The organism is Marinobacter sp. NFXS9, from assembly GCF_040148665.1.
Taxonomy (GTDB): Bacteria; Pseudomonadota; Gammaproteobacteria; order Pseudomonadales; family Oleiphilaceae; genus Marinobacter_A; species Marinobacter_A mangrovi.
Genome location: NZ_JAGDDW010000005.1, coordinates 175272 through 198244, shown reverse-complemented (window position 1 = coordinate 198244; position 22973 = coordinate 175272). Strand labels below are relative to the sequence as shown.

Sequence of the window (22973 nt, the reverse complement as noted above, 5' to 3'; positions counted from 1 at the left end):
ATCTCGTCCATGTGGATGGCTGCATGCTGATGCCCGAACGTGACCAGCGTCGATTGCTGGGGCGGCATATGTCTCATAAGAACGCCGTCGTTGAAGCCTCGGCCTCGTTCTCTGGCGCGTGCGCCTGCTTCTATTGCAACGAGGATTTCTGGGACGACCGCTCGGACGCCATGCCCACAATGAACTTCAGTCATTTCATTCCAGTGCATGATAGCCAGGCGGGCTATCACAACCTCGAACCGCGCGGCTGACGGACGGTTGTTCGACCTACAAGCCCAAGAATGGCTGGCCAGGGCATGACACCTGTCCGGCCCAGGTCACAGGAGGTGCCCACAATGGCCAATCTCTATTTTGTTGATCGTTATCCCCAGGTGGATGGCCTGCACAAGGTGCATGCCGACGGCTGCACCCTGGTACCGGAAGAGGAAGACCGCCTCAACCTGGGCTTCCATGACACACCCCAGAGTGCGCTGAAGGGCGCGCGATTGTACTACGCCCGAGCCCATCCCTGTTTCTACTGCGCCCGAACCTGGCATTTCGGTCTGGTCGACTCGACTGACTGGGGTCGAGACGAGAGCGCCCAGCCGCAATGGAACGGTGCCCAGATCTCCTGTTGAGGTCACGCCAATTCACCGATGAGGAGCGGTCCAACGAGCCGCTTCTCATCCGCCGGGAGTGTGCGCACAAGTAGCCTTGGGGTACCCCTGGCACCATCATCTTTCGCCACAATTCTTACCCAAAGTTGCTGAGATACGGCCCCGTCCTCGGCGATAGCCTTGCTCCTGTATCGTTTCAACAACAGGAGTCATGATGTCCATGGAATCCATCACCCAGCAGTGGCTGGAATTGTGTGACCAGGCCAACCAGGCCGAAGCGCGTTATGCGTTCGAGCGGACGTTTCAGAATCTGAGGGCATTGCGTCGGATACAGAAAATGAGGGATCGGCTGGCAAAGAGGCTGGTGCGGTGCCGGTGAGCGGGGTGTGCAAGACCTTTTGAATGCCGCCCAGGTCATCATGATTACTGTCTCCGGTATGTCGGATGCTCGAATCAAGGGCATTATAAAAGGAGTGATTTAAGCCGTGTCGCTATCCACAAAAATAATTGTGTACCCATTTCTTCACTAAGGCTTTGGAAAACAATGAAGCCGCGATAGACCGCGGCTTCGTTGATTTGGTTAGGAGTCCTTGTCCTGCATGCCTTGAATTCGAGAGGCAAGCTCTTTGATGTCATCAGAATCCATCACAACAACTTGCAGGCGTAGTTGTCCTAGATTATTGCGCCGGTCTTCATCGTTCATGATGAATTCTAGCCTGCCCGATGCGTCAGCCTGTCCTCGATTCTCCTGCTGAAGAGCTCTGCCGTTGACGCTAGACGAACCTCTCACTCGATACAGAAGCGCTCCAAGCGGGGCATTTCGATTCAATGTGTAGGCGTCAGAGCGGCAAACGTAGCCCTCGCTGTTTGTCGGGGCATAATGCGAGGAAGCTTTCCAGCTTCCCTCGGATTTCACCCATATCAAATCACCTTTATTGACCGTGATCCCTGAGTTTGCCCATCCCTCTTTTGCGTACACGGTAAACGTCTCGCTCTGCATGGAATCAGCAAACTCGGTGTACGCTTTGCTAAACGCCTCCAGCTTGGGAATGGATGCAGTAACATCCTCGTCGTAAACCTTTTCGATCACCGAGCTGTACTGTGCTTTGATGGACTGCTTGTCCATGAGCTTTGCTAAATCGCTGAAGTTATCTTCAAACTTCTCCAACGCCCCGGGAAGCGCTTCTCCCTGCTTCTTGACCGCTGGCACATTGGGTTCTTTCTGAAGCGTCATGGTTGCGACGAACACTGCTTGCAGAACTTGGGACTGAAGCTCTTGCGAAGATTGGTAGTAGCTTTGCAACTTGTTCGTGAAGTCGTTTTTCGCGATCGCGGGTGCAGAAGCAAAAAGGCCGGCAGTTGATAAGAACAGCGCACTCATCAGTTTTTTATTGGAAAGCATTATTACTCCTTGTTGTTTTTGCCGCCTTGGCGTTAGCGGCGTCTACAAAATAGCGCATAGTTTTTGTGTTGCGAATGGCTTTTAGTACAACAGATTGATTGAGAAAAATGAGGCGATTTACTTTAGCTCGGACTATGGTTTGCAAATTACCTGTCGATCAAGACCGCAGTTCGGATAGGAAAAAGTGAAGGGCCAGAAACGAAAAAAGCCGCTCGAGTGAGCGGCTTTTCAGAATAATGGTGCCCGGAGGCGGAATCGAACCACCGACACGGGGATTTTCAATCCCCTGCTCTACCGACTGAGCTATCCGGGCAACGGGGCGGTATTAAACCGGTTTAGGTTGACGGAGTCAAGGCCGTTTCAGAGAAAATTTCTCGTCTTTCCGGGAGTTGGTCAATCCCTGTTCAGTGAGGTGTATCAACGCTCTTCCGGCGGCACGAATCCCTCGGCCTGTTCGAATTCCTCATTGTCCAGGAACTTCTCCATCTGGGCCTTGAGGTACTTCCGGGCGAACGGGTCCATCATGTTCAGGTGCTTTTCGTTGATCAGCATGGTCTGCTGGTTCTGCCACTCCTGCCAGGCCTGCTTGGAGACGGTCTCGTAGAGTTCCTGGCCCTTGGCGCCGGGCATGGGCGGCATGTCGAGGCCTTCCATCTCTTTCTGGTACTTGCGGCAGAATACGGTGCGGCTCATGTCGGCTCCTTTCGGGATGTCTTCAATTCCGGCGATGGTAACAGAATCAGAGCAGGGTGGTTTGTTCCGGCTGCGTCAGGAGTTTTCGGATGGGGCTCGGGACACCAAGGGTTGGAGCGTCCTCCCGTGGCTGCCAAACTAAATCCCCACTATCCATCGCGGCAGCGGTCCCGGCATGGCGCAGGCGCACCGGATGGATGTGCAGGTGATAGTGGCTGAAGGTGTGGCGGAAGGCGCTCAGCGGTTGGGCGTCGTCGCAGGCGATGCCCAGTTCGCGTTCGGCCACTTCCGGCAGTTCGTCCAGGGTGATGGCGGTGTCCAGCTCCGGCAGGCTCCAGAGGCCGCCCCAGATGCCGTTGGGCGGGCGCCGTTCCATCAGCAGGTTGCCGGCGTCGTCCTCGATCATCAGCAGCCAGGTTTCCTTTTCCGGCTTGGCTTTCTTCGGTTTGGACTCGGGCAGGGCGGCGGTCAGGCCCTGGGTCCTGGCTTCGCAGTCGTCGGCCAGCGGGCAGTGGTCACAGTCCGGTTTGCGTCGGGTGCAGACCATGGCGCCCAGGTCCATGATGGCCTGGGTGTAGTCCCGCACGCGCTCGTGGGGCGTATGCTGTTCGGCGTATTCCCAGAGTGTGCGCAGGACGGCGGTCTGGCCCGGCCAGCCGTGGACGGCGTGGTAGCGGGCGAGCACGCGTTTGACGTTGCCGTCGAGGATGGTGGCGCGTATGCCGTGGGCCTGGGCCAGGATGGCGGCGGCGGTGGAGCGGCCGATGCCGGTGAGGGCTTCGAGCTGCTCCTGATGTTTCGGGAATTCGCCGCCGTGGTCGGCCATCACCGCCTTGGCGGCTTTTTGCAGGTTGCGGGCGCGGGCGTAGTAGCCCAGGCCCGACCAGTGCTGGAGCACATCATCCACCGGCGCTTCGGCCAGGCTCTTCACGTCCGGGAAGCGGGCCATGAAGGCCTCGTAGTAGGGGATGACGGTGGTCACCTGCGTTTGCTGCAGCATGATCTCGGACACCCACACGCGGTAGGGTGTCCGGTCTTCGTGCCAGGGCAGATTCTTGCGGCCGTGCTGGTCGTACCACGCCAGCAGCCGGTCGGCGACGCTGTCGGCCATTACTTGAACAGCCCCTTGAGTGCGCCCTTCACTTTGTCGCTGGTGTCCTTGTCCAGCTTCTCGTTCAGCTTGTCACCCAGCTTTTCGTCGATGGCCTTGTTCACTTCGTCCTGTGCCTTTTTCTTGGCGGCGTTGGCGGCCATGTCCTTGAGGGTGTCGCGGAAGCGCGAACCGTCGAAGGAGCACAGTTTGGCCGGGTCGCCGGAAATGTCGCCGCGGCATTCTACAGGAATCACCACGTTCTCGACGTACTTGGTGACGCGGCAGGCTTCGTCGCGGTGGATCTCACCGACAACGCGCAAGCCGGCCTCGTAGTCGAGGTCGCTCTTGGCCAGATCGACGGTGCCGCCGCCCTTGAGCTCCATGCCGGCCAAGGCAGCCGTCAGATCGGTGTTCTTGATGGTGTTGCCGTCGATCTTGAGTACGCCGTGCATGTCGTTGAACGGCGTGGAATCGCCCCAGTCGGTGGTGGTCAGGCTTTCCTGGTTGGCCAGCGCGATGCCCTGACAGGCCATCTTCGTCAGGTTCATCTTGTTGAAGCTGCCCTTGTCCAGGTTGAACTTGATGTCGCCCTTGGCGTTGCTGCGCAGGGCGGATAGGCGATTGCCCTGGGTGGTGATGTCAGCGGTCAGGTTGGCGGCGCCGGAAAGCAGCTTCATGTCCGCCAGGTCGGTGAGCAGCGAGAGGGTCTGGATGTTGTTGGCCCGCTCGGTGATCTTCCAGGTCGGGTTGTCCTTGCGCGCATCCAGCGTGGCCTGCACGTTGAAGTCGCCTTCATACAGCTTGCCGGCGAAGGGATCGACTTCGATCAGGCCGTTCTTGGCGGAGATTTTTGACTGAATATCGGTGATGGTCAGGTTACTGGCAACCAGTTCGCCCAGGCTCAGATCCACGTCCAAGTCGAGGCCGCGCAGGGTGTCCAGCGGCAGCAGGTCGGATTCCGGCGGGGCCTTGGTGCTGCCCGGGGCCGGGGCGCCGCTGTCGTCGCTGCTGGCGGTTTCGGCGGCCGGCTGGTCGGACTTCGGCGGCAGGTAGCGGTCGACGTTGATCTTGTCGCCCTTCAACTTCAGGTCGATGGCGGTGTTGGCCAGACCCAGCCCGAAGCTGCCCTTGAAGGTGGTGTCGTCCAGCTTGAGCTGCAGGTTGTTCAGGTCGATCTGGCCCGGCTTGCCGCCGATGTCGGTGGAGAAGGACGCTTTCTTGAGCACATCCGGATCGCTGGTTTCGATCGGCGCCTGGCCGAGGGTGTCCATCAGGTCGCGGATGGAAAATTCGGCGACGGACAGTTTGCCGTCCAGCTTGGGCTTGTCGCCGAAGCCGGCTACGTTCACGTCAGCGCTCAGCTCCAGGCCGGCCAGTTTGGCGACGAAGTCGGACAGGGACGCCGTCTCCTGTTCCAGGTTGGCGGCGGCGTTACCGGTGAAGCTGGCATTGACGGTCTTGCCGCCGACGGCCGCCCCTTTGAGTTCAAAGCTGCTGTCCAGATCCTGCATCTGGAACTGGTTGAGCGCTTCGTTGGCGGTCAGTTGGGCTTTGATCTGCGCGACCACGTCCAGTTCCGGCTCGTTGGTGGTGAAGTGGAAGCCGAGGCTGAGCGGGAAGGTCTGGCCCAGGGTAATGTCACTGGCGTTGAGCGAGAAGTCGTCCAGGGTGACGGACTGGCCGGTGCCCTGATCCGAGTAATGCACCTGGGCGTTGGTGATGGCGATTTCCTCGACATTGAACTTGAGCGGTTCGCTGCCGCCTTGATCCGCCGCCGGTGTTTCTGCCGGAGCCGGTTCTTCTTTCTGGGCGGTCTGTTCGTCAGCCGGTTTCGCTTCGCCCTCCGGCATGATGCGTTGCCAGTTGCCCTGGCCCTGCTTGTTCTTGACCAGGCGGGCTTCCAGGCCGTCGAGTGTGAAGGTGTCGACCGCTGGGGACATACTGATCAGCGACCAGAAGTCCACTTCCGCCCGCAGCAGGTTGAGCTTCACGAACTGATCGCCGTCGAGCTTGGCCTCGACGTCGTTCACTTCCAGGCCGATGGGGATGAACGACCAGCTGATGTCGCCGTTCAACGACAGGTCGAGGTTGGTTTTCTTCTCGACGATTTTCTCGATCTGGGGTTTGTAGTCGTTCGGGTCCAGCACCATCGTGGCGATCACGACCGCGGCAGCGATCAGGACGATGACGGCGACGACGGCAATCAGCAGGTAGCGAAGCGCTTTCATGGCAGCAGTATCCTTACGGCTATGTTGATGGCTGGCCCGGAGCGGCTCGCGGGCGCCGGTAATCCGGTGCAGGCAGGGCCGGCCAATCATTGAATGTCAGCGCGGAGTGTCTCAACACCGCGTAAGCACAACAGTTTTACAACGTCGTATTACGGTTAGCATACGACACAGGATTCAATCAGCCCACCGATCAGGCGGTGTATACCGGCAATCTTTCAGAATGTTCATTTGACCGCCAATCCCGGTACACTCTGCAGAGAGCGCCATCGGGGCAGAAAGCATTGCCCTGAAATGATTAGGTAACAAAATAACGATTGACGGCGTACGACTTTTCGTCAGAATGCCGCGCATCACGTATCCAGGGCCAGAGCGCCCGACACAATAAAGACAACGCAAGTTAAGGAGTTTCGGGTGGCCATCACGATTGCTATTGAGCTGAATCGGGAAATCGATATTCCAGGCAGTTACGACGAGGTGTTCGACCTGCTGGCAGACGTCCCCAAGTCGGCCAGTTACTTCCCCAAAGTGGATAAGCTGGTGGATCTGGGCGACAACGTCTACCGCTGGGAAATGGAAAAGATCGGCGTGGACAAGCACTCCATCCAGTCCGTTTATGCCAGCAAGTACGTCGCCGACAAAGACGCCGGCAAAATCACCTGGGAACCGGTGAAGGGCGAGGGCAACGGTGTTGTGCGCGGCTCCTGGAACCTGTCTGCCAAGGGCGATGACGTGACCCGCGCCAGTTTCCAGACCACGGCGGAGCTGACGCTGCCGCTGCCGAGCCTGCTCAAACTGGCCATCAGCCCGGTGGTTAAGCACGAGTTCAACGGCATGGTGGACACGTATATGAATAACCTGAAGAAGGCCTTCTAAGCGGCCTTCTCCGACCGGCGTGGCGCCCCGCTACGCCGGTTCGTGCCATTCCACGCTATCGCCTCAATAAAGTGAGAAAGACGACATAACGCGGTATACTCTGCGCTGTCACAATTTCCGGCTTTATTCACTGGAGTCCCCATGGCCGAACGCAAGGCGCGGGTAGAACGCAATACCCTCGAAACCCAGATTACGGTGTCGATTAATCTCGACGGCACCGGCGAGTCCCACTTCGATACCGGCGTGCCCTTCCTGGAGCACATGATGGATCAGATCGCCCGTCACGGGCTGGTGGATCTGGACATCGTGTCCAAGGGCGACCTGCACATCGACGACCACCACACGGTCGAGGACATCGGCATTACGCTGGGCCAGGCGTTCGTCAAGGCTGTGGGCGACAAGAAAGGCATCCGCCGTTACGGTCACGCCTATGTGCCGCTGGATGAAGCCCTGTCACGCGTCGTGATCGACCTGTCGGGCCGCCCCGGTCTGAGCATGGAGGTGCCGTACACCCGTGCCACGGTCGGCGGGTTCGATGTGGACCTGTTCGAGGAGTTCTTCCACGGGTTCGTGAACCACTCCATGGTGACGCTGCACATCGACAACCTGAAGGGCAAGAACACGCACCACCAGATCGAGACGGTGTTCAAGGCCTTCGGTCGCGCGCTGCGCATGGCCATCGAGCCGGACGAGCGCATGGCGGGTGTGATCGCGTCCACCAAAGGCTCGCTCTAAGGCGGGTTGCACTGACGCGGGTTCTGTCACCCTATCTGTTATCCCGGCCGGCTGAGGGCAACCCAGCCGGTCGCTGCTTTCCGGAGTTGTCCTGACTATGAAGTCCGTTGCCATCATCGATTACGGCATGGGTAACCTCCATTCGGCCAGCAAGGCGGTCGAGCACGTGGCGCCGGACATGCGCGTCCAGGTGACCGACAACGAAGCCATCATCCGCGAGGCCGATCGCGTGATCCTGCCTGGCGTTGGCGCAATGCGCGACTGTATGGGCGAGATCCGCCGCCAGGGCGTCGACACGCTGGTGAAGGACCTGGTCGCCGAAGGTCGCCCGCTGCTGGGGATCTGCGTCGGCATGCAGGCGCTGATGGCCCGCAGTGAAGAGAACAACGGCGTGGACGGCATCGCGCTGTTTCCCTCGCAGGTCCGTTTCTTCGGCAACAACCTGAAGGACGAGCAGGGCGAGCGCCTGAAAGTCCCGCATATGGGCTGGAACCAGGTCTGGCAGACCCAGGATCATCCGATGTGGCACGACATCGAGGACGGTGAGCGCTTCTACTTTGTCCACAGCTACTACGCCGAGGCCGAGGGCAATCCGGACATTGCCGGCCGCACGCACTACGGCGTGGATCTGGCGGCGGCCGTCGCCCGCAATAACGTCTTCGCCACGCAGTTCCACCCGGAGAAGAGCCATCGGGCCGGTCTGCAGCTGCTGAAAAACTTCGTACAATGGTCGGGTCAGTAAGCGCTGACCTCCACACCGAACTGGATTGATAACACCATGCTGATTATTCCCGCCATCGACCTCAAAGACGGAAAGTGTGTTCGCCTGCGCCAGGGCCGGATGGACGACTCCACCGTGTTCTCCGAGAATCCGGTCGACGTTGCGGCCCGCTGGGTCGACGCCGGCGCCCGTCGTTTGCACCTGGTGGACCTGAACGGCGCCTTTGCCGGTGAACCGGTGAACGGTGAAATCGTCAACGCCATCGCCAAGCGCTTCCCGGACCTGCCGATCCAGATCGGCGGCGGCATCCGCTCTGCGGAAACCATCGAGGCCTACCTGAAGGCGGGTGTGCAATGGGTGATCATTGGCACCAAAGCCGTGAAGGAGCCGGAGTTCGTCACCGAGATGTGCAAGCGCTTCCCGGGCCACATCATCGTGGGGCTGGATGCCAAAGACGGCCTAGTGGCGACGGACGGCTGGGCGGAAGTCTCTGAAGTGAAGGCGACGGATCTGGCGAAACAGTTTGCCAACGACGGTGTGGACAGCATCGTCTACACCGACATCAGCCGCGACGGCATGATGCAGGGCGTGAACGTCGAGCAGACCGCGCATCTGGCGGAGTCCTGCGGGATTCCGGTGATCGCCTCCGGCGGCGTCACCAACATGGACGACATCCAGCGCCTGTCCGCGGAAGCGGATCGTGGCATCCTCGGCGCCATCACCGGCCGGGCCATCTACGAAGGCACCCTGGATGTGGCGGAAGCCCAGGCCTGGTGCGATCAGCAGGAGAAGTGATATGACCCTGGCCAAGCGCATCATTCCCTGTCTGGACGTCGATAAGGGCCGCGTGGTCAAAGGCGTCAACTTTGTCGATATCCGCGACGCCGGCGACCCGGTAGAGGTGGCTCGCAAGTACAACGAGCAGGGCGCGGACGAGATCACCTTCCTGGACATCACCGCCAGTCACGAAAGTCGCGACACCACCTACGAGACCGTCGAGCGGATGGCCAGCCAGGTCTTTATCCCGCTGACCGTTGGCGGCGGCGTGCGCACCGTGGAAGACATCCGCAAGCTGCTCAATGCGGGCGCCGACAAGGTGAGCATCAACACCGCGGCGGTGTTCAATCCGGAGTTCGTGCGGGAAGCCGCTGAGCGGTTCGGCAGCCAGTGCATCGTGGTGGCCATCGACGCCAAGCGGGTGAGTGCCGAGGGCGAAACGCCGCGCTGGGAGATCTTTACCCACGGCGGGCGCAAGCCGACGGGGCTGGACGCCGTTGAATGGGCGAAGAAGATGGTCGAGATGGGTGCCGGCGAACTGCTGCTCACCAGCATGGACCGTGACGGCACCAAGATCGGCTTCGATCTGGGCCTGACGCGCGCGATCAGCGATGCGGTGGTGGTGCCGGTGATTGCCTCAGGCGGTGTGGGGGAGCTGCAGCACCTGGCGGATGGCGTGACCCAGGGCGGTGCGGATGCGGTGCTGGCGGCGTCGATCTTCCACTTCGGTCAGCACACGATTCCCGAGGCCAAGCAGTTTATGCATGATAAGGGGATTGAAGTTCGGCTATAGTCTTTCTGGATAGCGTCCAACTCCCTGATTCCTTTGGCTGGCTGGCGCCAGCTCCCCCTCTCTCCAACCTCTCTCCCTCCAGGGGAGAGAGGCTAAAGATCGCTTCGGTTCCTCTCAAGAATTGCATTCTCAATTTCGGCGCGCAATTCATTCAGCATATTTAAGAAGAGTGACTAGGCCATATGCCTCTCTCCCCTGGAGGGAGAGAGGTTGGAGAGAGGGGGGAGCGGTAAAGCAGGGGCAGCCAGAAAACCACTTGGCCTAACAAACAGCCAAACCAACGGCTATTTCACAGCTGCCTTCCCTTTAGCCAACGACGTCCGCACCGGCTGCTTCACATCCACAAACATCGGCGCGTTATTGTGCCGCATGGCCCACAGGCCACTGACGGTCGCCACGGCGATGCCCTGCGCGTCCAGCTCCGGCAGGTGCTTCACCAGATAATCCACCGTCACCTTGTGCGGATGGCCGATGCCAATCGCGGTGCCGTTGCGCTTGGCGGTTTCCACCAGCAGCTTGAACTGCCGATCCACCGCTTCCTCGGTCTGTTCGTTGTCGAGGAACACGTCACGGCTCATGTTGGGGACGTCGTGATCGCTGGCGCTTTGGGCGGCCACGGTGCCGGCAATCGTGCGGCTGTCCACGAAGTAGAGCGGGTAGTGGAACAGCTCCTTCATGACCCAGTCCATGTGCTGGCGGTTCTGGGTGAGCAGGCTGCCCATGTGATTATTCACGCCCTGCACGTAGGGGATGGATTGCAGCGAGTGGCGCAGGGACGTGGTGGTGGCGCGTTCGTCCATGCTGGCGTCCAGGCCACCGGCTCCGAGGCCGATGTGATGGGTGTTCGCCATGGGCGCGTGCAGCATGATCTCCTTGCCGTTGGCGTGGGCATCCCGGGCCAGCGATGTGGTATAGGGCCGGAACGGCAGGAAGGCGAGGGTAATCGGCTGGGACAGCTGGATCAGGCGCTCGCCCTGGACTTTGTCGTGGCCCATGTCATCGATAATGATGGCGATGGTGGGCGGCGGCTGTTCGCCGCGCGGTGCGGCTTGGATCGGCGTTGCCAGCACCGGGGCGATACACAGCAACGCGGGCGCCAGAAGCGCCCGGCAGGTACGGCTCAATCTCACTGGGCGCTCTCTTTGCTCTTGCCGAGAATTCCCAGCCCTTTCAACAGGTTCAGGGCTGTGCGTAGCTGGTAGTCCTTGGCCACCAGTTCGTCTTTGGCCGCTTTCGCGGTCTTGTCGTCGGTCTTGCCGTCTTCCGTGCCGTTTTCCAGATGGCCGCTCAGGTCTGCTTCGGTGAAGAACGGCTGGTTGTCCACCTCGGTCAGGCGGGCCTGTTTGACCACGATGTCCGGGTGGATGCCCTTGGCCTGGATGGAGCGGCCGCTGGGGGTGTAATAACGGGCAGTCGTGAGCTTGATGGCGTGGGTCTCGTCCAGCGGGATGACGGTCTGGACCGAGCCCTTGCCGAAGGATTCGGTGCCCATGATCACGGCACGGTGATGATCCTGCAAGGCGCCGGCCAGGATTTCCGACGCAGAGGCGGAGCCGCCGTTGATCAGCACGACGATCGGCGCGCCGTCGGTTTCGTCGCCCGGTTGGGCGCTGAAGCGCAGTTTGGAACTCTGGATGCGGCCATCGGTGTAGACGATCAGGCCTTCATCCAGCACCGCATCGGCGGATTCCACCGCGGCCTGGAGAACGCCGCCGGGGTTGTTGCGCAGGTCGATGATGATGCCACTGAGCTTGCCGCCGTTGTCCTGTTCCAGCTTGTCGATGGCTTCGACGAATTCACGACCGGTTTCGGCCTGGAACTGGGTCAGGCGCAGGTAGGCGTAGCCCGGCTCCAGCATGCGGGATTTGACGCTGGCCACTTTGATCACGTCGCGTTTGACGTCGATCTCGATGGGCGCACTCTGTTCGTCCCGCACGATGGTCAACTTGAGGGTCGAGCCGGGCTTGCCGCGCATCAGGTTGACGGCTTCTTCCAGGCTCATGCCTTTGACGGGCTGGTCACCCAGCTTGATGATCATGTCGCCGGCCTGCACGCCGGCTTTCTGGGCCGGGGTGTCGTCGATGGGGGAGATGACGCGGACAAAGCCGTCCTCCATGCCTACTTCGATGCCCAAACCGCCAAATTCGCCGCTGGTGCTTTCCTCCAGCTCTTCGTAGGCCTGGGGCTCCAGGTAGGCAGAGTGAGGGTCGAGGCCGGAGAGCATGCCCTTGATGGCGTTCTCAAGCAGCGTGGTGTCGTCCACTTCCTCGACGTAGGCTTCGCGAATGCGGCCAAACACTTCGGTGAACTTGCGCAGTTCGTCCAGCGGCAGCTGCTTTTCCGGGTCGGGCAGGCGAACGGTCACATCCTTGCCGTTGGCTTCGCCCTTGAGAATGGTTTCGCCGGTTTCGGGGTCGGTGTCTGCCAGCGCCAGCGCCGGTAGGGTCAACAGGCTGTAAGCGCAGAGAAGAGCAGTAGCGGCGGTACGTCTGGCCAGTTTCATGCAGTGTTCCTGTACTCGCGGTGTTTTATTGTCACGGTGGGCAGGCAATGGAAGACAGCAATACAGTGTGTTCTCACGGCGCATCCCTCACCTTATTTATGGGCCAGCCACCTCATTGGGTTTTGTGGCTTGCCGTTATGCCGAATCTCGAAATAGAGCCGGGCGCTCGAATCCTTGTCGCCCTCGCCCGCGATAGCGATGGTCTCGCCAGCCCTGACCCATTCTCCGGGGCTCTTGAGCAGGCTCGAATTACGGCCATAGAGGCTCATGTAACCATCCCCGTGGTCAATAATGGTCAGAAGTCCGAAGCCGCGCAACCAGTTGGCGAAAACGACGCGCCCGTAATGGACAGCTTTGACCTCGGCCTCGGGCTGGGCGGCGATGAGCAGGCCGTTGTGGCGCAGGCGCCCGTTATGCAGGCTCTCGCCATAGCCGATAATCACCTTACCACGGGTTGGCCACGGGAGTTTAGCGCGCAAACTTGAGAAAGGTTGTGATTCTTTGGGCGTGGGAATGTCGGCAATCGCGGCTTCCACTTCCTTCAGGAGTTTTTCCAGGCGTTCCCGGTCGGCCACCAGATCCTGGCGCTGGCCTTTCTTGTCGGAGATGTCCGATTTCAGCAGGGCCAGGGTGCGTTCGCGGGTTTTGTGCTGGTCCTCCAGCTTGTCCTGGCGTTCGGCGACGGCGGCTTCGGTTTTCTTGAGCTTGAGCTGGGCGGCGATGCTTTGTTCGCGCGTGGTTTTGAGATCGTCCAGGGTGCGGTTGAAGGCTTCCAGCCGGCTGACGGTGTCTTTGCTCAGGTACTCGTGGTAGGTCATGACCCGCGACAGCTTCTGCGGATCGATCTCGTTGAGCAGGACTTTCAGGGCGGGCGCGTCGCCGGCCATCCAGGCGGCCCGGATCTGGGCTTTGAGCGCTTCGCGCTTGGCGGCAAGCTCCTTTTCCAGTTTCCGCTCGCGGTCCTTGAGCTTGTCGATTTCGGTCTGTTGCTCGGCCGCCTGCTGACGCAGGGAGCGGCGTTCCTTCTTGAGCTGGCCGATCTTGCGCTCGGTGCTGGCCAGGGTCTGTTCCAGTTCGCCGCGGTCGGCTTCGGCGTCTTTCAGCCAATCGTCGATGTCGGCGATCTGTTCCTTGAGCGCTTCAATCTGCTCCGGGGAAACGGAGTCGGCATCCTGCGCGTAGGTTGTCGCAGGGAGGGGCGAAAGCAGGGCCATCAGCAGCAACCCGGCGCGCAGGAGGCGCGTCGGGAGGCTGGATCGGGAATCGGGGCGGCACTGCCGGATGGCCGCGTGGGTCACACCGAGTCCTAGTCTTGTTCGATCAGTGAATGACCGGTCATTTCAGCCGGCTGTTCCAGCTGCATCAGGGTCAGCAGAGACCGGGCCACATCACTCAGGGCGCCGTCGTCCTTGAGTTGGATCTTGCGGCTGCCCATGTACACCAACGGCACCGGCCCGGTGGTGTGGGCAGTGTGCATCTGGCCGGATTCCGGATCGGTCATCTGTTCGCAGTTACCGTGGTCCGCGGTGACCAGGGCCTGGCCGTCCACGTCCTTCAGCGCGGCGTCGATCTTCGCCAGGCACTGGTCAAGGCACTCGGCCGCCTTGACTGCGGCTTCGAAACTGCCGGTATGGCCGACCATGTCGCCGTTGGCGTAGTTGCATACCACCAGGTCGTACTTGCCGCTGCGAATCGCTTCGCACAGCTTGTCGGTGACTTCCGGCGCGCTCATTTCCGGTTGCAGGTCGTAGGTGGCCACGTTGGGCGAGGGCACCAGGATGCGATCTTCGCCTTTATACGGCTCCTCGCGGCCGCCCGAGAAGAAGAACGTCACATGGGCGTATTTTTCGGTCTCGGCGATGCGCAGCTGCGTCTTGTCCAGCTTTTCCATGTACTCGCCCAGGCTGTTGACCAGCTTCTCGGGCGGGTAGGCGCAAGACGTTTTGATGTCGGCGGAATACTCGGTGAGCATGACGAAATCCGACAGGGCCGGGCGCTGCTCACGCTCGAAGCCGTCGAAATCGTCCTCGACGAAGGCGCGGGTCATTTCCCGGGCGCGGTCGGCGCGGAAGTTCATGAAGATCATGCTGTCGCCGTCCTGCACGAAGGCGTCCGGCTCGCCGGCGGCCTGGATGCGGGTGGCCTTGACGAACTCGTCGTTCTCGCCACGCTCGTAGGCTTCATGCAGGCCTTCGACCGGTGTGTCCGCGGTGAATTCGCCTTTGCCGGCGGTAAGCAGGTTGTAGGCGGCTTCGACGCGGTCCCAGCGGTTGTCGCGGTCCATGGCGAAGTAGCGGCCAACGAGGGAGGCGATGCGGCCCACGCCCATTTCCCGCAGTTTGCCGTCCACTTTTTTAAGTGAAGGCTCGGCGCTGCGCGGCGGCATGTCACGGCCGTCCAGGAAGGCATGAACGTAGACGGCCTTTGCGCCCCGTGAGTGGGCCACTTCGGCGGCCGCCAGGATATGGTCTTCGTGGGCATGGACGCCGCCCGGAGACAGCAGGCCCATCAGGTGAACGGCCTTGCCTTTCTCCACGGCCTTGTCGATGGCACTGGTGATTACCGGGTTGTCGGCGAAGGCGCCATCGGCGATGTCTTTATCGATACGGGTCAGGCTCTGGTAGACGATGCGACCCGCGCCCAGGTTCATGTGACCGACCTCGGAGTTGCCCATCTGGCCCTTGGGAAGGCCAACGAACATGCCGGAGGTGTTGATCAGCGTTTTCGGCTGCTCTTGCCAGAGCTTGTCCCAGAACGGGGTGTTGGCATTGCTGATGGCATTGTCGTCAGAAGGGTCGCGATAACCCCAGCCGTCGAGAATTATCAGTGCAGTCGTCTTTCGCATTGCGGTCATTGCCTGGTCCGATGGAAATGGGAATGGAGTGCCGAGTCTACCTTTTTTGAACGACTCAGGCTATGTGGGCCGCCTTCTGTCAAGCGTTACGGATGTGTATAATCGCGCATCAATTTCGTTTGCAGGCCCCGCAGGTTGTACTGATGAACTTTCTGGAAAAACTCCCTGAATTTGTTGCCAATCATTACGTGCTCGCCACGCTTTTCATTCTCATGCTGGTGGCGCTGGCCCTGCTGGAGATGCGTCGTGGGGGCAAGAAGATTACCGCCCAGTCGGCGATCGGCCTGCTGAACAAGGACGAAGCCGTGGTGGTCGACATCCGCGAGAAGAAGGAATACGGCACGGGTCATATCGTCGGTTCCCTGCACATTCCGCTCAATTCCCTGAAAGAGCGGATGGATGAACTCAAGAAATACGAGGACAAGCAGATCATCGTCGCGGACAAGATGGGCCAGCATTCCGCAACGGCGGTCAAGCAGCTGAACGAGGCGGGTTATAGCAATGTGGTGCGCCTGGCCGGCGGTATTTCCGAGTGGCAGGGAAGCAACCTGCCGCTGAAGCGCAAGAAGAAGTAATCCCTCAATTGCGCCAGTTGAATTCCCCGCCCACTTGGCGCACTGTTTCACATCGATATCCCCTGACAGCGGGTATAGTGAGGCCCTCTCACAGTACCCGCTCACAATAATCAGACCGGAGGGCACTCCCGGTGCGCTCCCAGACAAGAACCGGAAGGAAAGAAAATGGCTGAGAACCAGCAGGCAGCAGGCAACGAAAACGCAAACCCGGACCAACCCCAGTTTGCGCTGCAGCGTATCTACATCAAGGACCTGTCCTTCGAGTCCCCGAACTCGCCGACCATTTTCCAGGAGCAGTGGCAGCCCCAGGTCAACCTGGACCTGAACACTTCGCATACCAAGGTCAGCGACAACCAGTACGAAGTGGTCCTGTCCATGACGATCACCGCCAAGATCGAAGAGAAGGTGGCCTACATCGTCGAAATCCAGCAGGCCGGCGTGTTCATGGTCAAGGGCATCGAAGGGCCGCAGCTGGGCCAGATGCTGGGCGCCTACTGCCCGACCATCCTGTTCCCGTACGCCCGCGAGTCCATCGACACCATCGTCAACAAGGGCAGCTACCCGGGCCTGATGCTGGCGCCGGTGAACTTCGACGCGATCTACGCCCAGGCGCTCAAGCGTCAGCAGGAAGAAGCGGCCGGTCAGGCCACCGAAGAACAGAAGCACTGATCCTGCCTCCCGGGACCGGCTTTCCGGCCGGTCCCGCCCCTTCATCCCCGGAACCTCCCGGTTCCTCTCTGCCAGACTGACTGTCCCGTTTCCCAACACGCGGCCGTTGGCGTATCTTTGGGCTCTCCTGTAAACCCCGGCCATTACGGCCGTCTGTTAACGCTCCAGAGTCGCCATGTTCCATATCGTCCTGCATGAACCCCAGATTGCCCCCAATACCGGCAACATAATCCGTCTGGCCGCCAACACCGGCTTCCAGTTGCATCTGATCGAACCGCTGGGTTTCGATTTCGAGGAGCGCAAGCTCCGTCGGGCGGGGCTGGACTATCACGACCTGGCGAACGTGAGCCGTTACCGGGATTTCGATGACTTCCTGGCGAAGCAGCCGGACAAGCGGATCTACGCCATGACCACAAAGGCGAGCACGCATTACAGTGAGGTGGCATTCGAGGCGGGGGATTGTCTGCTGTTTGGTAGCGAAACCGCCGGTCTGCCCGCGGACATCCGCGGCGGCTCTGCTATCGAGCAGGCGTTGCGCCTGCCGATGTGTGACTCCTCCCGGAGTCTGAACCTGTCCAACGCGGTGGCTGTCGTCTGTTACGAGGCCTGGCGTCAGGTCGGGTTCAAAGGGGGTATCTGAGAAGGCCGTGTGAGAACCGCCGCGTTCGCGACGTTCCCACACGGTCTCTCTGAGGCGGCTCTATCAGTCGCCTGAGGTCAGGTTGCTGAGCAGGCGGCTGGTGCTCTCGTGAGCATCGCCGAACAGCATGTGGGTGTTCTCCTTGAAGAACAGCGGGTTTTCCACACCGGAGTAACCGGCGGACATGCCCCGCTTGAGGACCACGACCTGGCGCGCTTTCCAGACTTCCAGAACCGGCATCCCGGCAATCGGGCTGCCCGGGTCTTCCGCGGCGCTCGGGTTGACGGTGTCGTTGGCACCGATCACCAGGACCACGTCGGTCTCGGGGAAGTCTTCGTTGATCTCATCCATTTCCAGCACGATGTCATACGGCACGTGGGCCTCGGCCAGCAGCACATTCATGTGCCCCGGCAGGCGACCGGCCACCGGATGGATCGCGAAGCGCACGTTGACGCCGCGCTTGCGCAGGTACTGGGTGATCTCGCTGACCGCGTTCTGGGCCTGGGCGACGGCCATGCCGTAACCCGGTGCGATGATCACGGAGTCGGCGTTGCGCAGCTCGTCGGCCACTTCATCGATGGAGGTTTCGTTGATGGTCAGGTCGCCGTCCACTGCGGCGGAGCTGGAACTGGTCTGACCGAAGCCGCCCAGGATGACGCTCACGAAGGAGCGGTTCATCGCCTTGCACATGATGTAGCTCAGGATCGCACCGCTACTGCCCACCAGGGCGCCGGTCACGATCAGCAGGTCGTTGCCCAGCATGAAACCGATGGCGGACGCCGCCCAACCGGAATAACTGTTGAGCATGGACACCACAACCGGCATGTCCGCACCACCGATCGCCATGATCAGGTGGATACCCAGAATGCACGCGAGGGCGGTCATGATGGCCAGGGCCAGCAGGCCTTCGACCATGCTGTCGGTGGTCAGGAACCAGCCACCCAGGCCGATGCAGGCCGCGATGATGATCAGGTTCATCAGATGACGACCCGGCAGGGTCAGTGCCTTACTGGCAATACGGCCGTCCAGCTTGCCGCAGGCAATCAGGGAACCGGTGAAGGTTACCGCGCCGATGAAGATGCCGACGAAGACTTCCACCAGCTTGATGGTGTGCTCCGCACCGTGGGTGTCGACCAGTGGCTCGACGAAGCCGGCAAAGCCGACCAGCACCGCGGCCAGACCCACGAAGCTGTGCAGCAGGGCCACCAGCTGGGGCATCTGGGTCATTTCCACCTTGTTGGCGATGACGATACCGATAGCGCCACCGATGGCGATGGCCACCAGGGTCATCATCCAGCCCGCACCCATGCCGGCCATGGTGGCGGCGATGGCGATGAGAATACCGGCGATGCCGTAGACGTTACCGCGACGGGCGGTTTCCTGGTGGCTCAGGCCGCCCAGGCTCAGAATAAACAGGACACTAGCGGCCACGTAGGCGACTGTAATTAATCCTTGTGACATGGTCGCTCTCCTTACCTATGGAACATCTTGAGCATGCGGTAGGTGACCCGGAAGCCCCCACCGATGTTGATACAGGCAATCAGCACCGCGAAGAACGCGAGAATACCGATCACCAGGTTCTGCGCCTGGGCCAGGTGCAGGACGGCGCCGATCACGATGATGCCGCTGATGGCGTTGGTCACACTCATGAGAGGGGTATGGAGTGAGGCTGTCACGTTCCAGATCACCTGCCAGCCGACAAAACAGGCCAGCACGAAGACCGTGAAGTGGGACAGGAAGGACGTCGGTGCGTAGGCGCCGATGCCGTACAGGGCGGCGACGGTGGCGACCAGCAGGGCGCCTTTCCAGAACGCCTTGGCGCCGGATTTACCGTCTTCGGCCTCGTCGCTGGCCGGCTGTGCGGCCGGCTTCGGCTGGGCCGGTTTGGGTGCAGGCTTTTCAGGCTGCGGGGCCGGCCAGGTGACCTTGCCTTCGTGGGTCACGGTCACGCCACGGATGACGGTGTCTTCCATGTTGACCTTGATCTCGCCGTCTTTCTCCGGCGTGAGCTCGCCCAGCAGGTGCCACAGGTTGGTGGCGTACAGGTCGGAGGACACGCTCGCCATACGGCTCGGCAGGTCGGTGTAGCCGACGATGCTGACGCCGTTCTCGACCGCGACTTCACCCGGCTGGGTCAGCTCGCAGTTGCCACCCTGTTCGGCGGCCAGATCCACGACCACGCCGCCCGGCTTCATGGCGCGAACCATGTCGGCGGTAATCAGGCGCGGGGCCGGCTTGCCCGGGATCAGGGCGGTGGTGATGATGATGTCGACTTCCTTGGCCTGTTCCATGAACAGGGCCATTTCCGCCTCGATGAACTCTTTGCTCATCTGCTTGGCGTAGCCGCCACTGCCGCTGCCGTCTTCCTCGAAGTCCAGCTCCAGGAAGTCGGCGCCCATGCTTTCCACCTGCTCTTTGACTTCCAGGCGGGTATCGAAGGCGCGCACGATGGCGCCCATGCTGCGGGCTGCACCGATGGCCGCCAGACCGGCGACACCGGCGCCGATGACCATGACCTTGGCGGGCGGTACTTTACCGGCCGCAGTGACCTGACCGGTGAAAAAGCGGCCGAAGCGGTTGGAGGCTTCAACCACCGCGCGGTAGCCGGCGATGTTGCCCATGGCGCTCAGGGCGTCCATTTTCTGGGCGCGACTGATGCGGGGCAGGGCGTCGATGGAGAAGGCGGTGACGTTCTTGGACGCCAGTGTCTCCAGCATTTCAGGATTCTGTGCCGGCCACAGGAAGCTCAGCAGATAGCTGTCGTCCTTGATCAGGCTGGTCTCGTCCAGATCGGCCTCCTTGTTGTAGCCAGGGCCGCGGACTTTCAGGATGAATTCTGCAGCGGACCAGAGGTCGCGTGCGTTTTCCGCAATCTCGGCGCCGGCTTCGCGATAGGCATCGTCATGATACTTCGCGGCGTCACCTGCACCAGTTTCGACAACGACCGTATGGCCAAGCTTGATCAGCTTGCCGACGGACGCCGGCGTTGCTGCCACCCGGTTTTCGCCGGGATGGCATTCCTTGGGGATGCCAATTTTCATGTGCAAATCTCTCTATTGACGTCTGTTACGGGTGTCCGTTTTTTATTTGGCCGCATAGCCTACACGAAGCGGGCCAGGATATCTGTCTATCCAAATTATTCTTTTTACGAGTTTTTCATTCCCTGAGTCGATCCGGCAGTTTCGAACATCACCGTTACTCGCCGGAATCGCTCATCTGGCGAGGGGGTGCGGTTGTACCATAAGTCGGTAAATACGTATAGACATTAATTGGCCGTTTTGGGCGTTTTTTAGGCAGAATGGCGATTATGAATCATTGTCTGACGCGCGTGGATAGCCCGTCTGACGTGGGGAGGCGGTTAATCGGGACAAGCGGAGTAGGCAGGGCCGGCAGCGAGTGCGCTACCGGCCTGTTGGCACTTCAATAGGCTTAGCGTTCGACGGCCAGCGCGACGCCCATGCCGCCACCGATACAGAGGGTGGCCAGACCTTTTTTGGCGTCCCGGCGCTGCATTTCATGCAGCAGGGTCACGAGGATGCGACAACCTGACGCACCAATCGGGTGGCCCAGGGCGATGGCGCCGCCGTTGACGTTCACGTTGTCGGTATTCCAGCCCAGGTCCCGGTTGACGGAAATCGCCTGGGCGGCGAAGGCCTCGTTGGCTTCGATCAGGTCGAGATCGTCGACGGACCAGCCGGCGCGCTCCAGGCAGCGACGGGTGGCGGGAATCGGGCCGGTGCCCATGATCTGCGGATCCACGCCGGCGCTGGCATGGGCGCGGATGGTCGCCAGCGGCGTCAGTCCCAGGGCCTGGGCTTTTTCGGCACTGCAGACCACGACCGCAGCGGCACCGTCATTAATGGACGAGGCGTTGCCCGCCGTCACGGAGCCGTCTTTCTTGAAGGCCGGCTTCAGCTTGGCCAGGCTTTCGCCGGTCACGCCGGCGCGCGGGCCTTCATCCTTGTCCACGATCAGGGGGTCGCCTTTGCGTTGCGGGATGGTGACCGGCACGATCTGGTCGTCGAAGTAACCGGCTTCACGGGCGGCAGCGGCTTTTTGCTGGGACGCTGCGGCAAAATTGTCCTGCTCTTCCCGGGAGATGCCGTATTTTTCCACGATATTCTCGGCAGTTATGCCCATATGGTAGCCGTTGAAGGCGTCCCACAGGCCATCGTTGACCATGGTGTCGATCAGCTTCCAGTCGCCCATGCGCTGGCCGTTGCGGCTGTTGGGCAGCACGTGAGGCGCCTGGCTCATGCTTTCCTGGCCGCCGGCGATGATCAGGTCGGCGTCGCCGCAGCGAATGGACTGGACGGCCATGTGAACGGCTTTCAGGCCGGAGCCACAAACCTTGTTGATGGTCAGCGCCGGAACGCCCGCGGGCAGGCCAGCGTTGATGGCTGCCTGGCGGGCCGGGTTCTGGCCGCAGCCCGCCGTCAGGACCTGGCCGAGGACCACTTCGTCGACCTGCTCGCCGGCGATACCGGTTTCTTCAAGCAGGGCTTTGATCACCGCCGACCCCAGCTGGTCAGCACGCAGGCTCGACAGGCCGCCGCCGAAGGTGCCAATGGCCGTTCGGCGGGCAGCCGCAATAACGACGTCACGCATGATGCTTTCTCCCGTTATAAGATTTATCCCGGCATTGTAACTGAATTCCGGGGCACTAAGGTTCCATGCCGTCGGATCGTGTCAGATCCAGGCTGTCACTGATGATCTGGTGGCGCCGACGCCGGATGGCCAGCCCCAATTCCTTGCCCTGATACCCCTCGTCCATCAGGGTGCGGGGATCGACGGCCTTGGCGGCTCTCACCGCATCCTGGATGGGCAGCGGGTTGAAGTCGATACGACGCGCCAGACCCACCGCCCGGACGGCGACCAGCAGCTCATCGAAACGCTCTGGTCGCCGCCAGGCATCGCATCGGTCGAGGATGGCCAGCAACAGGCCGGGATCGTTGCGGGCCTCGCCCAGCAGGTCATCGGCGTTGGCCGCCAGATGCGTGGCCAGGGCGCGGCAATCGTTCGGCGCTTTCAACCGGTCGCACAGGCTGTCGACGCCGGCAGCATCCTGCAGGCTGCCGGTCAACGCGGCGAAGCGGATGGTGAGCGACTCGCTCAGTTCACTGGCAAATTGCAGGGCGCGCAACGCGTTGGGTGCCGGTTCCTGTTCCATGGCGGTGGCCAGCGATGGCATCAGGATTGCCAGCGCGCCGCAGTCTTGCAGCACACTGAAAAAGACCGTCGGCGAGGCTTCCAGCAGCGCGCGCTGCATTTCCTGCCAGATGCGCTCCGGCACCAGGTGCTCTACCTCGCCGGCTTCTACCATCGTGCGCATCAGCGCCCGGGTCTCTTCGGCAATGCAGAAACCCAGCGGTGCAAAGCGGGCGGCGAAGCGCGCTACCCGCAGGATGCGCAGGGGATCTTCGGCGAACGCCGGGGAAACGTGCCGCAGCAGGCGTTTTTCCAGATCGGCCCGGCCATTGAAAGGGTCGACTAGGGTACCGTCCTCGGCCTGGGCCATGGCGTTGATGGTGAGATCGCGGCGGCGCAAATCGTCTTCCAGGGTCACGTCGGGCGCGCTGTGGACCTCGAAGCCGTGATAGCCGTGGCCGCGCTTGCGTTCGGTGCGGGCCAGGGCGTATTCCTCGTTGCTCTGCGGATGAAGGAAGACGGGGAAGTCTGCGCCGACCTGTCGGAAGCCTTGGCGGATCATGTCCTCCGGCGTGGCGCCGACCACGACCCAGTCCCGGTCCTTGACCGGGCGGCCCAACAAGGCATCGCGTACCGCGCCACCTACGAGATAGATATTCATGCGTGATCCTGT

At 61.1% G+C, this 22973-nt stretch carries 23 protein-coding genes and 1 tRNA gene; 11 read left to right on the top strand and 13 right to left on the bottom strand.

Going from position 1 to position 22973, the window contains the following annotated elements; translation table 11 throughout:
- Positions 1-23: 23 nt before the first annotated feature.
- The 3 genes from J3364_RS10205 (at position 24) to J3364_RS10195 (ending at position 975) form a co-directional block, all read left to right on the top strand.
- Positions 24-251, top strand: a complete 228-nt coding sequence (locus J3364_RS10205; protein ID WP_349558255.1) for a hypothetical protein — start codon at positions 24-26, stop codon at positions 249-251.
- 84 nt (positions 252-335) lie between these two features.
- Entirely contained in the window at positions 336-617 is a 282-nt protein-coding gene (locus J3364_RS10200; protein ID WP_349558254.1) for a hypothetical protein, read from the top strand.
- A gap of 199 nt (positions 618-816) precedes the next feature.
- Complete coding sequence (locus J3364_RS10195; RefSeq protein WP_349558253.1) at positions 817-975, top strand: hypothetical protein; 159 nt, start codon at positions 817-819, stop codon at positions 973-975.
- 201 nt (positions 976-1176) lie between these two features.
- On the opposite strand, the gene J3364_RS10190 is transcribed toward J3364_RS10195, so the two are convergent.
- From J3364_RS10190 to J3364_RS10170, 5 genes are all read right to left on the bottom strand, one after another.
- Positions 1177-1998 carry a hypothetical protein gene (locus J3364_RS10190; RefSeq protein ID WP_349558252.1) on the bottom strand — a complete coding sequence of 274 codons (822 nt, stop codon included), beginning with the start codon at positions 1996-1998 and terminating at the stop codon, positions 1177-1179.
- Between the two features lie 237 nt (positions 1999-2235).
- Positions 2236-2311 (bottom strand) — tRNA-Phe (locus J3364_RS10185).
- Between the two features lie 104 nt (positions 2312-2415).
- Entirely contained in the window at positions 2416-2691 is a 276-nt protein-coding gene (locus J3364_RS10180) for an oxidative damage protection protein (RefSeq protein ID WP_123635373.1), read from the bottom strand.
- 46 nt (positions 2692-2737) lie between these two features.
- The gene (gene mutY, locus J3364_RS10175; protein WP_349558251.1) at positions 2738-3802 is read right to left on the bottom strand and encodes an A/G-specific adenine glycosylase; all 1065 of its coding nucleotides are present in this window, start codon (positions 3800-3802) and stop codon (positions 2738-2740) included.
- A complete protein-coding gene (locus tag J3364_RS10170; protein WP_349558250.1) occupies positions 3802-6012 on the bottom strand; it encodes an AsmA family protein in 2211 nt (736 codons plus the stop codon). The genes mutY and J3364_RS10170 overlap by 1 nt, the downstream gene beginning before the upstream one ends.
- A gap of 411 nt (positions 6013-6423) precedes the next feature.
- Here J3364_RS10170 and J3364_RS10165 point away from each other — a divergent pair, with 411 nt between their 5' ends.
- The 5 genes from J3364_RS10165 (at position 6424) to hisF (ending at position 9911) form a co-directional block, all read left to right on the top strand.
- Entirely contained in the window at positions 6424-6885 is a 462-nt protein-coding gene (locus J3364_RS10165; RefSeq protein ID WP_123635376.1) for an SRPBCC family protein, read from the top strand.
- Between the two features lie 141 nt (positions 6886-7026).
- A complete protein-coding gene (gene hisB, locus J3364_RS10160) occupies positions 7027-7620 on the top strand; it encodes an imidazoleglycerol-phosphate dehydratase HisB (RefSeq protein WP_123635377.1) in 594 nt (197 codons plus the stop codon).
- A 97-nt stretch (positions 7621-7717) separates the two neighbouring features.
- The gene (gene hisH, locus J3364_RS10155; RefSeq protein ID WP_349558249.1) at positions 7718-8362 is read left to right on the top strand and encodes an imidazole glycerol phosphate synthase subunit HisH; all 645 of its coding nucleotides are present in this window, start codon (positions 7718-7720) and stop codon (positions 8360-8362) included.
- 36 nt (positions 8363-8398) lie between these two features.
- Positions 8399-9136, top strand: coding sequence for a 1-(5-phosphoribosyl)-5-[(5-phosphoribosylamino)methylideneamino]imidazole-4-carboxamide isomerase (hisA, locus tag J3364_RS10150; protein WP_123635379.1), 738 nt, complete (start codon positions 8399-8401; stop codon positions 9134-9136).
- Between the two features lies 1 nt (position 9137).
- Positions 9138-9911 carry an imidazole glycerol phosphate synthase subunit HisF gene (hisF, locus tag J3364_RS10145; protein WP_349558248.1) on the top strand — a complete coding sequence of 258 codons (774 nt, stop codon included), beginning with the start codon at positions 9138-9140 and terminating at the stop codon, positions 9909-9911.
- A 284-nt stretch (positions 9912-10195) separates the two neighbouring features.
- On the opposite strand, the gene J3364_RS10140 is transcribed toward hisF, so the two are convergent.
- From J3364_RS10140 to gpmM, 4 genes are all read right to left on the bottom strand, one after another.
- Positions 10196-11035 carry a divergent polysaccharide deacetylase family protein gene (locus tag J3364_RS10140; protein ID WP_502882499.1) on the bottom strand — a complete coding sequence of 280 codons (840 nt, stop codon included), beginning with the start codon at positions 11033-11035 and terminating at the stop codon, positions 10196-10198.
- A 2-nt stretch (positions 11036-11037) separates the two neighbouring features.
- Positions 11038-12414 (bottom strand): S41 family peptidase, encoded by a 1377-nt coding sequence (locus J3364_RS10135; protein WP_349558247.1) that lies wholly within the window; start codon positions 12412-12414, stop codon positions 11038-11040.
- A gap of 92 nt (positions 12415-12506) precedes the next feature.
- Positions 12507-13712 carry a murein hydrolase activator EnvC family protein gene (locus J3364_RS10130; RefSeq protein WP_349558246.1) on the bottom strand — a complete coding sequence of 402 codons (1206 nt, stop codon included), beginning with the start codon at positions 13710-13712 and terminating at the stop codon, positions 12507-12509.
- Positions 13713-13720: 8 nt separating this feature from the next.
- Positions 13721-15268: a 2,3-bisphosphoglycerate-independent phosphoglycerate mutase gene (gene gpmM, locus J3364_RS10125; RefSeq protein WP_349558244.1), complete on the bottom strand. Its 1548-nt coding sequence runs from the start codon at positions 15266-15268 to the stop codon at positions 13721-13723.
- Between the two features lie 152 nt (positions 15269-15420).
- Between gpmM and J3364_RS10120 the strand changes: the two genes are divergently transcribed.
- The 3 genes from J3364_RS10120 to J3364_RS10110 all read left to right on the top strand — a co-directional run bounded on the left by J3364_RS10120 (position 15421) and on the right by J3364_RS10110 (position 17152).
- Positions 15421-15843, top strand: coding sequence for a rhodanese-like domain-containing protein (locus J3364_RS10120; protein WP_123635414.1), 423 nt, complete (start codon positions 15421-15423; stop codon positions 15841-15843).
- Between the two features lie 165 nt (positions 15844-16008).
- Positions 16009-16512, top strand: coding sequence for a protein-export chaperone SecB (gene secB, locus J3364_RS10115; RefSeq protein ID WP_123635384.1), 504 nt, complete (start codon positions 16009-16011; stop codon positions 16510-16512).
- Between the two features lie 175 nt (positions 16513-16687).
- Positions 16688-17152, top strand: coding sequence for a tRNA (cytidine(34)-2'-O)-methyltransferase (locus J3364_RS10110; protein WP_349558243.1), 465 nt, complete (start codon positions 16688-16690; stop codon positions 17150-17152).
- 63 nt (positions 17153-17215) lie between these two features.
- Here the strand turns inward: J3364_RS10110 and pntB are convergent, their stop codons facing one another.
- From pntB to J3364_RS10090, 4 genes are all read right to left on the bottom strand, one after another.
- On the bottom strand, positions 17216-18613 hold the full coding sequence (gene pntB / locus J3364_RS10105; RefSeq protein ID WP_349558242.1) for a Re/Si-specific NAD(P)(+) transhydrogenase subunit beta: 1398 nt from the start codon (positions 18611-18613) through the stop codon (positions 17216-17218).
- Positions 18614-18624: 11 nt separating this feature from the next.
- Positions 18625-20193, bottom strand: coding sequence for a Re/Si-specific NAD(P)(+) transhydrogenase subunit alpha (locus J3364_RS10100; RefSeq protein ID WP_203143098.1), 1569 nt, complete (start codon positions 20191-20193; stop codon positions 18625-18627).
- Between the two features lie 388 nt (positions 20194-20581).
- Complete coding sequence (locus J3364_RS10095) at positions 20582-21760, bottom strand: acetyl-CoA C-acetyltransferase (protein WP_349558241.1); 1179 nt, start codon at positions 21758-21760, stop codon at positions 20582-20584.
- A 55-nt stretch (positions 21761-21815) separates the two neighbouring features.
- Entirely contained in the window at positions 21816-22961 is a 1146-nt protein-coding gene (locus tag J3364_RS10090) for a tRNA nucleotidyltransferase/poly(A) polymerase-related protein (protein ID WP_349558240.1), read from the bottom strand.
- Positions 22962-22973 lie beyond the last annotated feature (12 nt).